General features: G+C 55.8%; 11 protein-coding genes and 1 pseudogene. 8 read left to right on the top strand and 4 right to left on the bottom strand.

All coding sequences use genetic code 11. The features are described from left to right. Window positions 1–11: 11 nt before the first annotated feature. From FS819_RS25210 to FS819_RS25220, 3 genes and pseudogenes are all read left to right on the top strand, one after another. A pseudogene (locus tag FS819_RS25210) lies at window positions 12–152 on the top strand (LysR family transcriptional regulator); the annotation flags it as partial. Window positions 153–299: 147 nt separating this feature from the next. Next, window positions 300–1,289: an AraC family transcriptional regulator gene (locus FS819_RS25215; RefSeq protein WP_156551190.1), complete on the top strand. Its 990-nt coding sequence runs from the start codon at window positions 300–302 to the stop codon at window positions 1,287–1,289. Window positions 1,290–1,349: 60 nt separating this feature from the next. Beyond that, window positions 1,350–2,558, top strand: coding sequence for an MFS transporter (locus tag FS819_RS25220; protein WP_156551191.1), 1,209 nt, complete (start codon window positions 1,350–1,352; stop codon window positions 2,556–2,558). 168 nt (window positions 2,559–2,726) lie between these two features. Here FS819_RS25220 and FS819_RS25225 read toward each other — a convergent pair whose 3' ends face one another. Both FS819_RS25225 and FS819_RS25230 read right to left on the bottom strand, forming a co-directional pair. Beyond that, a complete protein-coding gene (locus FS819_RS25225; protein WP_156551192.1) occupies window positions 2,727–3,137 on the bottom strand; it encodes a hypothetical protein in 411 nt (136 codons plus the stop codon). A gap of 513 nt (window positions 3,138–3,650) precedes the next feature. Further along, window positions 3,651–4,694 carry a LacI family DNA-binding transcriptional regulator gene (locus tag FS819_RS25230; protein WP_234624923.1) on the bottom strand — a complete coding sequence of 348 codons (1,044 nt, stop codon included), beginning with the start codon at window positions 4,692–4,694 and terminating at the stop codon, window positions 3,651–3,653. A gap of 237 nt (window positions 4,695–4,931) precedes the next feature. On the opposite strand from FS819_RS25230, the gene FS819_RS25235 reads away from it, so the two are divergent. The 5 genes from FS819_RS25235 (at window position 4,932) to FS819_RS25255 (ending at window position 10,564) form a co-directional block, all read left to right on the top strand. Next, complete coding sequence (locus FS819_RS25235; RefSeq protein WP_156551193.1) at window positions 4,932–5,978, top strand: ABC transporter substrate-binding protein; 1,047 nt, start codon at window positions 4,932–4,934, stop codon at window positions 5,976–5,978. 71 nt (window positions 5,979–6,049) lie between these two features. Continuing rightward, entirely contained in the window at window positions 6,050–6,868 is an 819-nt protein-coding gene (locus FS819_RS25240) for an ATP-binding cassette domain-containing protein (RefSeq protein WP_156551194.1), read from the top strand. Then, window positions 6,865–8,127, top strand: a complete 1,263-nt coding sequence (locus FS819_RS25245; protein WP_156551195.1) for a sugar ABC transporter permease — start codon at window positions 6,865–6,867, stop codon at window positions 8,125–8,127. Before FS819_RS25240 ends, FS819_RS25245 begins: the two co-directional genes overlap by 4 nt. A gap of 25 nt (window positions 8,128–8,152) precedes the next feature. Next, complete coding sequence (locus FS819_RS25250) at window positions 8,153–8,881, top strand: SDR family oxidoreductase (RefSeq protein WP_156551196.1); 729 nt, start codon at window positions 8,153–8,155, stop codon at window positions 8,879–8,881. Window positions 8,882–8,929: 48 nt separating this feature from the next. Then, on the top strand, window positions 8,930–10,564 hold the full coding sequence (locus FS819_RS25255; protein WP_156551197.1) for an FGGY-family carbohydrate kinase: 1,635 nt from the start codon (window positions 8,930–8,932) through the stop codon (window positions 10,562–10,564). A gap of 89 nt (window positions 10,565–10,653) precedes the next feature. Here the strand turns inward: FS819_RS25255 and FS819_RS25260 are convergent, their stop codons facing one another. Together FS819_RS25260 and FS819_RS25265 are read right to left on the bottom strand one after the other, a co-directional pair. Beyond that, a complete protein-coding gene (locus tag FS819_RS25260; protein ID WP_156551198.1) occupies window positions 10,654–11,760 on the bottom strand; it encodes a Fic family protein in 1,107 nt (368 codons plus the stop codon). A gap of 276 nt (window positions 11,761–12,036) precedes the next feature. Next, the gene (locus tag FS819_RS25265) at window positions 12,037–12,951 is read right to left on the bottom strand and encodes an NADP-dependent oxidoreductase (RefSeq protein WP_156551199.1); all 915 of its coding nucleotides are present in this window, start codon (window positions 12,949–12,951) and stop codon (window positions 12,037–12,039) included. Window positions 12,952–13,040: the final 89 nt, after the last annotated feature.

Here is a 13,040-nt window from a genome sequence, read left to right on the forward strand (position 1 = left end):
AAATGCAGTAGCTTTTCAACCGCACGACACGATCGTTGGCACTCATGGCCGAAGGACTCGATCTGCATGACCGTGCGCTTCAGTTGTTGCGCGATGCCGAAGAAATCGAACAGGTGGCGAAAGCCGAACGGGCGGATACCCTTCGCCTTTCGGATTGGGCCTATCGGACTTGGCCTATCAGACTGGGCCTTAATCCATTGGCTGACTGGAATGAGAGAGGATGCTACGGGCGGAGATCACACTCGAATTCATGAAACTTCGTACTTGCGCGCCAGACGTTTGATGCCTAAATTTGGATAATGTCTGATCATTCGTCTCAACGGTTGTCGCCGTCAAATATCCCAATGGATGCGCTGAGCGAAGTTCTACAAGACTTTCGCTTGAGTGGGGTCAATTATGGGCGTTGCGAACTGCGACATCCGTGGAGCATCGCCCTGCCGCAGCAACAGCTGCTTCGGTTCCACTTTGTCAGCCAAAGTCCATGCTGGATTCATACCGAAGCCCAAGGGTGGCAGGAATTGCACGATGGGGATCTGGTGCTACTGCCGCAAGGTATCGCACATCGATTGGCCAGTGCGCCGGATGTTGAGGGCGACTCGCTCAAAAGCTGTCAGATAAAAAGGTTGAGCAACAAGGTTTGCGAATTGGTGCGGGAAGGAACTGGGGCGACCAGCACTCTTTTCTGCGGTTCCATGGCGTTGAGCGCATATGCCCTTGATCCTTTGATCGCCTTGATGCCGCCAATCATCAAGGGCTGCGATGTCGCTGGCAATGACCCGGTTATTGGCCCCCTGCTGGCGGCTATGACCGCAGAGGCTTCACAGCCCCAGATGGGCAGCGCGACGATCCTGTCGCGTATGGCTGACTTGCTCGTCGCGCGGCTTATCCGCTGTTGGGTCAATTGCAGCGGAGCCGCAACCACCGGCTGGCTCGCCGCCATCCGCGACCCTCATCTTGGTCGTGTATTGGCAGCCATGCACCGCGATCCCGGCCATAACTGGACGCTTGAAAGCCTTGCCGGTGTCGCGGGCCAATCGCGCTCGATTTTTGCTGAACGCTTCAGCGCTATTTTAGGAGAAGGCGCGGCACGCTATCTCGCCCGCCTGCGCATGCAGCTTGCCCGTGAGTTATTGGGGCAAGGTGGCATGTCGGTTGCCGAGGTTGCATCTCGCCTGGGCTATGAATCCGAGGCCTCCTTTGCCCGCGCTTTCAAACGCATTACCACAGTCTCACCCGGCGTTGTGCGCCGCACAGTTTCCGGACGAACGGACATGGTTTTCGGATTTTAAGCTACATATAATCCCAAATCTTTCGTCTATGAAGTGCTTCCGGATTCAGGAGATACGTCAATGACGGACAGAACATCACAATTTAACAGCGCGGATATAGACCTCGATACCGCTGAGCCGGTTGCGTGGAGCCCTGCCACCTGGCTCGCCGTCCTTTCGATGGCGGCCACCAGTTTTGCGCTGGTGTCGGCTGAGTTCCTGCCAGCAGGCCTGCTGACGCCAATGGCACGTGATCTTGGGATCAGTGAGGGAACAGCCGGGCAGGTCGTGACTGCCACCGCTTTCGTGGGCGCCATCACAGCCCTGTTGAGCAATGTCCTGATCGGCAGATTGAACCGCAAGACAGTGCTGGTCGGCCTCAGTGCGTTGGCAATCGGCTCCAATATTCTTGCGGCGGTGGCGACGGATTTTTGGCTATTGATGCTCGGTCGAGCAGGCCTCGGCATTGCCCTCAGCGGCTTCTGGGCGCTTTCGGTTGCCGTCGTCGCCAGGTTGGTTGGGGCCAATGCAACAGGTCGGGGCATGGCGATCGTTACGCTCGGCGTTTCACTCGCGACGATAGCCGCGCCATCGATAGGCGCTTTGATCAGCGACTGGTTGGGCTGGCGCAGCGCCATGTCCATGACAGCGGGGCTTGCTGCACTTGCCATGCTGCTGCAGATAATCTGCTTGCCAACATTGCCTTCAAGCACAAGCAACAGTCTCTCTGATGTATTCCGGCTGACGCGGCGGCGTGGCGTTCAACTTGGAATGCTGGCCATCCTTTTGTTGATGACGGGGCATTTTGCCGGCTCGGTTTATGTGCGCCCTTTCCTAGAACAGGTGACGCTGCTTGAAACCGGTCCGATTGCCCTGGCACTTCTCGGATTTGGCGTCGCGTCGGTGATCGGTAACGTCGCGGGTGGCCGGATGGCGGACGCCAGTATTCATATGGCACTCGCTGTCACCGCCGTGCTGATGGCGTCTGCAGCGCTCGCCTTGGTGCTTTGGGGTAGTTATGTCGGTGTGGCGTTCAGCCTCGTGACGCTCTGGGGCTTTGCCTTCGGCATGGCACCTGTGGTGCTGCCGACCAACCTATCGCGCAGCGCACCTGACGCCCTGGAGGCAGCGGGCAGCCTGATGGTCGTCTCTTTTCAGGTCGCGATTACGATTGGCGCGGTTGTCGGCGGCTATGTCGTTGATCATTACGGCGCTGCTGGGCCCTTGACCCTTACCGCCGCCCTGGCCGCATTGACTGTTGTGTTGGCGCTGACGCAACCTCGCACCTGATCTTCCCTTTCGGGTCAGCCGCCGTTTGTACTTTGAGCCTCGACGTGAACATCAACAACCTGTCGAGGCTCCACAACGAGAGCAGCGGAGCTGCTGCCCCTTATGGGGGCAGTCGTCAAAACGGCAGACAGCATGAACGTCAAGATATCCGAGTAACTGCGATAATCGTCAGATGGCTGAATCGATAATTTTGCAAATGCCTGTACGCACAACGTCCTTGCTGGTGAGTTGACCGGGCTGGATATCAAAGACGGCATCCACCCTGACTCCTGCCCCTTTCTGACGCGCGACAACCCGAAGGGTCTGAATCCGGCCACTGCCACTGGTTTCCTGGAAAGCGTCGATAGACGACAATTCCTTGTTGACCTTTAGGCCGGAAAAACCTTCCGCCGCCACGGCCTGAGCCAGCTTTTTAAGAACGACCGCGGAATTGGCTTTGGGGTATTCCTGCCACGAGCGATAGCTTAACGCGGTGACCATGGGGACGCCGCTGACTTTGAAATTATTCTCGCATGATGCCGCTTGCGCGAGTGCCGTAGCGCTAAAAAGCAAGGCTGCGGCGATGATCGTAACTTTCATTTTTTCTCCTCGCTGGCGGATCATGATCGGCCTAACGCATAATCGGTTTGAGACTGAAGAAAGGCAGTTAAAGCCCTTAGTTAGGCATGCAATCAACGCAAACGGCCCGCCAAACCGTGGGTGAGGCGAGCCCGTTCTTCAGTATGGATACTTCAGGGCCATTGACCGCTGACTAGGCATCCGATTGCTTCCCAACCACTATACTCATACCATGAGTAATTGGGGTCGTGGCACCCTTGCGCGAAGCTGGCTGTCTGAACCATGGCAGGTTTTGCTGGATGCTGAGCCTCTGATGGTGAAGCGAGACGCGGAATTGAGGCCGAGGCGCTTGATACCGCGAATGCCATGCCAATTGCAGCAATCAATCCGATTTTGAGTTTTCTCATCGCTAGATCCTTTCGCTTTGCCCCAGCCTAGTGTGACTTCAGCGGCATAGGCGGCGTAAGGTCAATTAGTACAGGTGAGCTAGTTTGCCTGATCGAGCGGTATCCGGGCAGTTGGTCAGTTCAGAGCTTAAGGGATGATTTCCGCCTGCGCATTTGCTTGCCCAGAGAATAACGGCGGCACCTCAATGAAGGTATTCTGTGATATTCCTGTATCGATAATCTCAAAAACCGCTTTGAGCATGCCGTCGACATCCTGGCGCACCATTTCGATGTCGCCACCCAAAAGCGCCACAAAGGGATCCCAGTCGAAACAGCCCATTGCTGGTAGCCGCTCCGCGACATAGCCGGAGGTCTTGAGCCACTGCATGACGCCTTCTAGAGAGATGGTGGAGTTTACAAACATTCCGCCTGGAATTTCGCCTTCAACGATCGCCAGTGTTTGCAAAGCTTTTTCTGCTTTTTCCGGGGCGTATCCGCAGGTGAGTATGTGGCGTTCATCGATTGGAACGCCCATATCCTGATGGGCTGCCCGAAAACCGCGCACCCGCTCCAAGGTGTTGTGATCTGTAGCGCGCCCGCCAACGAACAGCAACGGTGCGGCCTTGCCGGTCTTGCTGTGACAATTTTTTAGAATACGACGGGTCAATTCCCGCGCCCCTGCAAAATTATCCGAAATAACCGAAGGTGCTGCTGTTCCCGGCAGGTCGAGATTAATGCTGCGCGCCCCGGCAGACGTGCATATTTCGGTAATCCGGTCAGGGTTGGTCGCTCCGGTCGAAACCAGCCATTCCACTTGATAGGACAGCAGAGTACGTGCGGCCTCCACTTCAAGCTCCGGGTCACGTCGCGTGCAGGTGATAATCGGGAAAAGGCGGCGCGCGCGGGCCATGTCCTCGAAGGTTTCCACAATCGAGCCAAAATAGCGGTTGTCATACTTAGGAACGATCATGCCGATGATCTGTGATTTTTCCCGGCGCAACAGACTGGCCTGCATGTTCAGGGCATAGCCTTGCTCCTCAGCAATCCGCCGGATTTTTTCGGCCAGTTGGGTGCTGATCCGGCGCTTCTTCCAATTGCCGTTCAAAACAGCACTCACAGCGCTGGCCGATGTGCCTGCAAGCTCGGCCAGATCATAGATCGTCGTCTTCTTGGCAGTTTTCTTCTGATTCACAAGCGCCTCCCGTTGAAACCCAACTTGACAGCAAAGTCAGAAGATGGCAATTCTTGCGTCATCGATTGAGCAGTGTTGCTCAATCGATGAAGTTGGTTAGCTTTGGAGGGTTGACCGGGGAGGCGTTCAAGCAATTCAGGATTGTTGTCGCATCATCGTGCGTTCGATGTGCTGTCATCACGGTCTTCATCGGCATGCGTCTCTCGATACTGGTTTTGGGTTCTAGAGGAGGAAACTATGAAATTTCATTCCATGATGATGGTGTCGGTTGCTGCCGCTGCCATGTTTGCAGGCTCTGCCTTGGCGCAGGAGAAGGCAACCGTTGCGTTTCTGATGCCCGATCAGGCATCGACACGCTATGAAACTCACGACTATCCGGGCTTCAAGGCAGAGATGGCCAAGCTGTGCGCCGGATGCACGGTGATTTATCAAAACGCCAATGGCGATACCGCGCTTCAGCAGCAGCAATTCAACTCGGTGATTGCGCAAGGCGCAAAAGTGATCGTTCTGGACCCGGTGGATTCGTCTGCTGCCGCAGCACTGGTTGAGCTGGCGCAGTCGCAGGATGTGAAGGTGATTGCCTACGACCGTCCTATTCCGAAGAAAGCGGCGGATTATTACGTGTCCTTCGACAATGCTGGCATTGGCGAGGCTATTGCAAAGTCGCTGGTGCAGCACCTGAAGGCCAGGGGCGTACCACAGGGTTCTGGCATTCTTGAAATCAACGGTTCGCCCACCGATGCCGCCGCTGGCCTGATCCGCGATGGTGTTCATAAAGGCCTGAAAGATTCTGGCTACAAAACACTGGCTGAATTCGACACCCCAGAGTGGGCGCCACCAAAGGCGCAGGAATGGGCCGCTGGCCAAATCACCCGCTTTGGCGCAGACATTAAGGGCGTTGTTGCCGCCAATGACGGCACAGGCGGCGGTGCAATTGCGGCCTTCAAGGCGGCTGGCGTCAATCCTGTCCCGCCGGTCACGGGCAATGATGCGACCATCGCAGCGCTTCAATTGATCATTTCCGGCGATCAGTACAACACGATTTCCAAGCCATCGGAAATTGTTGCGGCGGCGGCTGCCAAAGTCACCGTTCAGTTTCTGAAGGGCGAAAAGCCGGAAGCCAAGACCACGCTGTATGACACCCCCTCGCAGCTGTTCATTCCGGCTGTTGTGACGGCAGAAAACATCAAGGCTGAAATCTTTGATAAGAAGATTCAGACGCCTGCCGAAGTCTGCACGGGTGAATATGCCGCTGGCTGCAAAAAGCTGGGCATCACCCAGTAATTGTTCTGATCTGTGTTCGGTCCGGCTCTGCCGGATCGGACATGCCTCGAACCTGAAAAGAGCGTTTCGCCATGGTGCAAAATGACCAAGCGGCCCCGAAAACGGGTGGCCCTATTCTGAAATTGCGCAATATTTCCAAGAGCTTTGGTGCTGTCTCGGCGCTGACGGATATTGATCTGGAAGTCTGGCCCGGCGAAGTGGTTGCCCTTGTGGGCGATAACGGCGCTGGCAAATCCACCTTGATCAAGGTGCTGGCAGGCGTACACCAGCCCACCTCCGGCACCATCGAATTTTGCGGCGAGAACGTTTCGCTCGATAGCCCCAGCCGGGCGCTGGAACTGGGCATTGCCACGGTGTTTCAGGATCTTGCCCTATGCGAAAATCTGGATGTGGTGGCCAATCTTTTCCTTGGTCACGAGCTTGCGCCATGGAACCTGGATGAAGTGGCCATGGAAGTGCGCGCATGGACGCTTTTGAAAGAGCTAGCAGCGCGCATTCCCTCTGTTCGAGAGCCGATTGCCTCGCTATCAGGCGGTCAACGCCAGACGGTTGCCATTGCAAGATCACTTCTGCTGGACCCGAAAATCATCATGCTGGATGAACCAACGGCGGCACTGGGTGTTGCCCAGACAGCCGAAGTTTTGAACCTGATTGAGCGGGTGCGCGAGCGCGGACTGGGCGTCATCATCATCAGCCACAATATGGAAGATGTGCGCGCTGTGGCCGATCGCATTGTGGTGCTGCGTTTGGGCAAGAACAACGGCGTCTTTACCCCGGATGCCTCCAACCAAGAGCTGGTTGCCTCCATCACCGGAGCCACGGAAAATTCCGTCTCGCGCCGCATTCACCGCAAGACAAATACCACAGAAACCAGCGGGAGACCCGCATGAGCAAGAACATCTCAACTCCTGACCCCAAGTCCTCCCAAGCCTTGGACCGCAGCGATGAGCGCGTCACCCACGATAATGGTGTGCTGGGCATGCTGCGCAGTTTTATCAATCGGATCAAATCGGGCGATCTGGGCATGTTACCGGTTGCCATTGGGCTGATTGTGATTTCCACAGTGTTTAGTATTCTCAATCCGATTTTTCTGGCACCCAACAATCTGGTCAATCTGCTGTTTGATTGCGCAACGGTGGGCATTATCTCGCTGGGCATTGTCTGCGTGCTGTTGTTAGGTGAGATTGATCTCTCGGTTGGCTCCATGAGTGGTCTGGCCTCGGCCATCATTGGTGTCTTGTGGGTCAATTCCGGCCTTCCGGTGATTGTTGCGATTTTTGCAGCGCTGGTCACGGGTGCCGCCGTGGGGGCGCTTTACGCGGTGATGTATAATCGCATGGGCATGCCAAGCTTTGTCGCCACGCTGTCGGGCCTGCTGGCCTTGCTAGGCATGCAGCTCTACATTCTCGGCCCAACGGGCAGTATCAACTTGCCCTATGCCTCACCGCTGGTGCGTTTTGGCCAAATTTTGGTAATGCCGCATTGGCTATCCTTCACGCTGGCTTTGGTGCCCGGTATTGTGATGATCGTATTTGGGCTGGCTGTTCGTAAGCGCCGCCAAGCGGTCAACCTCTCCTCAAAACCCTTGAGTGGGTTGTTGATCAAGGCCGCCATCCTCACGCTGGGCTTTGAATTTGCCGTCTACTACCTCAACCTCGGTCGCGGCGTGCCTTGGATGTTTGCGCTATTTGTGGCGCTGGTGGTGGTGGTCAATTACCTCCTGACCAAGACGCAATGGGGCCGCTCGATGTTTGCCGTAGGTGGCAATCGTGAAGCCGCCCGCCGCGCTGGCATCAATGTTCGCCGCATTTATATGAGCGCCTTTATGCTGTGCTCTACCCTTGCAGCCCTTGGCGGCGTGCTGTCGGCATCACGCCTTGCATCCTCCAGCCAGCAGGCAGGCACGGGTGATGTGAACTTGAACGCCATTGCCGCCGCCGTGATTGGTGGCACCAGCCTGTTTGGCGGGCGTGGCAGTGCCTATTCGGCGCTGCTCGGCATTATCGTCATTCAGGCGATTTCCAATGGTTTGACGCTTCTCAACCTTAGCTCATCGCTGCGTTACATGATCACCGGGGCCGTGCTTGCCATTGCCGTGATTGTGGATTCGCTTGCGCGCCGCTCCCGTGTCAGCCACGGCCGCGCTTAACAAGATTTACTAGGAGAATTGTATCATGACAGATATCATGAAAGGCAAAGTCGCCGCCATCACTGGCGCTGCATCGGGCATAGGTCTCGCTTGCGCCAAAATTCTGCTGGCGGAAGGCGCAACGGTGGTGTTGATCGACCGCGCCAAGGACAAGCTGGATGGGCTTTGCTCAGAACTCGGTGAGCGCGCCAAGCCGCTGGTGGTGGATCTTTTGAATGGGCCAGAGGTTTCCGCCATGCTGCCGCGCATTCTGGAGGTCGCAGGCGGGCTTGATATTTTCCACGCCAACGCCGGAGCCTATATTGGCGGTGCTGTGGCAGAGGGCGACCCAGATGCGTGGGATCGGATGTTGAACCTCAATATCAACGCAGCATTCCGCTCAGTTCATGCGGTGTTGCCGCATATGATTGCGCAAAAATCCGGCGATATCCTGTTTACCAGCTCGATTGCAGGCGTGGTGCCAGTGGTGTGGGAGCCGATTTATACCGCCTCGAAATTTGCCGTTCAGGCCTTTGTCCATTCCACCCGCAGGCAGGTGTCGCAACACGGTGTACGCGTGGGTGCCGTTTTGCCCGGTCCAGTCGTCACCGCATTGCTCGATGATTGGCCAAAGGCCAAGATGGATGAAGCGCTGGCCAATGGCAGTCTGATGCAGCCGCAGGAAGTGGCCGAGGCAGTGCTCTTCATGCTATCGCGTCCACGCAATGTCACCATTCGTGATCTGGTGATTGTGCCCAATAGCGTCGATCTTTAATCGGCGCCAACCTCATCATTGTCCCATCTATATTGAAGAGCATTTGCCATGATCGAAGCAACTGACACCGTCGCGACCGGACTTGAGCGCTACATTATCGGCGTCGACGTCGGCACAGGCAGTGCCCGTGCCGGCCTGTTTGATCTGAGCGGTACGCTTGTGGCTGTTGCCAAACGCGATATTGCGATGTTTCGCGATGCAGGGGCAATTGCCGAGCAGTCCAGCACAGACATCTGGGATGCGGTCTGCACGGTTGTCCGGCAGGTTGCCGAAGGTGTGGAAGATCCAGCCCATGTCATCGGCCTAGGATTTGATGCGACCTGCTCGCTGGTGGTGCTGGGTGAAGGTGGAAAGCCATTGCCAGTGGGTTCGTCAGAGCTTGCGGAGCGGGATATCATCGTCTGGATGGATCAACGTGCCGTGACGCAAGCGGAGAAAATCAACGCTATTGGCCATGATGTGCTGCGCTATGTTGGCGGCAAAATCTCGCCGGAGATGGAGACGCCCAAAATTCTCTGGCTGAAGGAAAACCGGCCTAAGACCTTCCAGAATGCCTGGCAGTTTTTCGATCTTGCTGACTTTCTCTCGTGGAAGGCAACGGGTGATCTCTCCCGCTCCACCTGCACTGTTACCTGCAAATGGACCTATCTGGCCCATGAGCAGAGATGGGACCCAAGCTATTTCCACGCTATTGGGCTTGGCGAACTGGCCGATGAGGGCTTCAGCCGCATTGGCCACCGCATTGTCGAACCCGGAACGCCGCTTGGGCAGGGTCTGACGGAAACCGCCGCTACGGCCATGGGCCTGAGAACTGGCACGGCCGTGGCCGCAGGCATGATTGATGCCCATGCTGGCGGCATTGGTACAGTGGGCATTGGCAGCGGCCCTAAAGACAATATGGCCTATGTGTTTGGCACCTCCTCCTGTACCATGACCTCAACTGTTGAGCCGGTATTTGTGCCCGGTGTCTGGGGTCCCTATTATTCCGCCATGGTGCCGGGCATGTGGTTGAACGAAGGCGGGCAGAGTGCTGCCGGTGCGGCGATTGATCAATTGCTGGCCTTTCACCCGGCAGCACCAGAGACAGCCGCAAAGGCGCGCGAACAGGGTATTGCCCTGCCGGTTCTGTTGGCGCAGGCGGCAGCGGCCAAGTTCAACGCCTTGCCCGATGTCGTGCATTTGGCGAAAGGTCTGCACATCGTGCCGGAATTCCTCGGTAACCGTGCACCTTTTGCTGATCCCCACGCACGCGCCATCATTGCTGGTCTGGGCATGGATCGGGATTTTGATAGTCTGGTTGCGCTCTATATCGCGGGTCTGTGCGGCATTGGCTATGGTCTGCGGCAAATCATCGAGACACAGGCCGCATCGGGCGCGTTTATTGAGCGCGTTGTGATCAGCGGTGGCGCTGGAGAGAGCGATCTGGTGCGACAGGTGTTGGCCGATGCTTGCGGAAAGCCCGTTGTGGCCGCGGGTCTGGATGAGCCGGTGTTGCTGGGCTCCGCGATTTTGGGTGCCGTGGCGGGAAAGGCCTTTTCAGGTGTCATCAAGGCAATGGAAGCTTTAAGCGGCGTAACAAAGACCTATCATCCGCAGGGCGGCGCTTTGGTCAATATCCACAACCGCAGATACGGCCATTTCACAACGCTACAGCAACAGGGTAGAGAGCTACGTAACGTGTAGATGGACTGAATATCCTTGGGGTTCTCCGACACCTGGACGAAACGACGAGCAGATAATCTGATCGAAATGTTGGCCTATTGAAATGCTGGTCAGCTTTGAAGTCTTAGGGCGTATCGCGTGTGCCGCCGCTCGCCGGTGCGCGTGAATGCGCCGATCTCGACAAGGTGCTGGAGGTCACGCGTTGCCGTCGCACGCGATGTGGCCGTGATTGAAATGTAATTTTCCGCGCTCAACCCGCCCTTAAAACCAGCAATACCCTCTCGAAAAATACGGGCGATGACTTTTTCCTGGCGCTCATTAAGCCGGTCCCGAAACCGATCGTAGAATTTTGCCTTTTGAATGAAGAAGGCAATACGATCAATCGTTGCCTGTTGGGCCTCCAGGATTGTCTGCGAAAAATAGATAATCCATCCGGTGATATCGAGTTTTCGCTGATGGCGCTCAAGTTCGCAATAATAGGCCTTTCGGTCACGCTCGATTGTAAAGGCAAGCGAAATCAGGCTTGGTTGCCCGATGTTCTGCGCTAGCGATTTTTCAGCGAGCGCGCGTCCAATTCTACCGTTGCCGTCCTCGAACGGATGGATGCTTTCGAAATAGAGATGTCCGATGGCCGCACGTGTCAGCGCAGATAATGGAGTTGACCCGCCTGGCCCCGACCGATTGAACCAGTCGATGAAAAGCGCCATTTCCTCAGCCACCTGACGGGATGGCGGTGCTTCAAAGTGGATTATAGGCTTATCCAGGCGACCTGAGACAATCTGCATTGCATCAGTGTGGCGACGGTAGGCGCCAATTGTTTCGATATATCGGTTTCCCGCCATCAGCATCGAGTGCCAATGGAAAAGGTCTTCATGCTGGAGCGGGCCGGACCAATTTTTATAGACGTCAGCCATCATCTCTGCGATTCCGCGCTCTTGCGGTCGGACCGGACGATTGTCTGTGTTGAGACCAAATTGTCGGCGCAGCGATGACTGGACGCTGGCTCGATCCAGGAACTCGCCTTCGATCTCCGACGTTTTGATGGCTTCGTCGCTCAGCAACTCAATCCGCAATTGGTTGCTGTCGTCGTCACTGAAATGCCTGACAGCGCCGATCACCTCACCGGATGACTGGAGAAACCTTTGCTCCAACGGGGCCATGTTCTCAATGTCATAGGAGAAGTTTGGCCAATCGGGCCGTTGCCAGTTCCATTGCATGAGTTATAGCCGCCTTTTCTATAACTCAAAATTATGCTCATTGATGAGCTATTGCAAGTTATTCTATCGATCATCTGAGCTTGAAATCTGCTGTTTACCTTTTGTCAAAGATCCACTTTCATTACCGCTCGCCTCCGACACGAGGTCGTCAGAATGGAATTCAAGCATTCCAAGACATGATTGTTCCTAATATCAGTCGGAACCGCAGACCCTTTTACTCTCTCTTTCGTAGCTTTGTCCGGCGATCAAGAAAGAGGTCGTTATAATTGGGCCATGTCATGCGATTTGCAGGACGATTTTGCCACGAGTATGCCCGTCCTCGGAAAGTTCCAGCGCCTCCTTGATGCTCTGGAACGGAAGGACAGTGGCGACGTAAGGCTTCACCTTACCTGTTTCTATCAATTCCCGGATATGCGTGAGTTCCTCCGAATTTGGCACGCACTGCACCCTCGCAACGCCGACGCCATGCTGCTTGTCTTCGTCAGAAGGAAAGGCGACCGCCGTAACCAGGAAGCCACCCTGCCTCAGGGTGGTGAATGCTCGCTTGAATGTCTCGCCTCCAACCGTGTCAAAGACGACGTCCATGTCACGGACGATGTCTTCAAAAGGCTGCCTAGTGTAATCGACGAACTCGTCCGCGCCAAGATTGCGGACATACTCCTCGTTTCGAGCGGACGCCATTGCGGTGACATGCGCGCCTCGGGCCTTAGCAAGCTGAACTGCCACGGAGCCGACGCCGCCCGAGCTGTTTGTGATGAACACGTGCTGGCCGGTCGAAAGTTTGGCAACGTCAAACATGGCCTGCCACGCGGTTAATGCTCCGAGCGGCGTAGCAGCCGTTTCGATAAAATCGAGGGTGGATGGCTTGCGCGCGACATCCGTCGTTTTGGCGATCGCATACTGCGCGAAACCTCCCTGTTTGATAACGCCGTAAACGCCATCCCCTAGATTGAATTCGGTGACGCCTGGTCCAAGTTTTTCGACAATGCCTGCAATCTCTCCGCCCAGATGGATTGGCAAGGTCATCCCCATTCGCTGGCCAGCACCACTGCGAATCTTCCAATCCACAGGGTTGACGCCTGCCGCATGGACTTTAACCAGCACTTCGCCTGCTTTCGGCTCAGGATCTTTGACGTCGGCATATTTAAGCACGCTGTTGTCGCCATATTCGTTGATAATGATTGCTTTCATGTCTTCGCTCTCGGCTGTTGAGGTTTTGGTGTCGGCTCGACCATCGACAAGTCCTATGCTAGACGAACATCTTATCGATGTTCTGCCAA

The sequence above is a fragment of the Allorhizobium sp. Av2 genome, from assembly GCF_021462805.2.
Taxonomy (GTDB): Bacteria; Pseudomonadota; Alphaproteobacteria; order Rhizobiales; family Rhizobiaceae; genus Allorhizobium; species Allorhizobium vitis_G.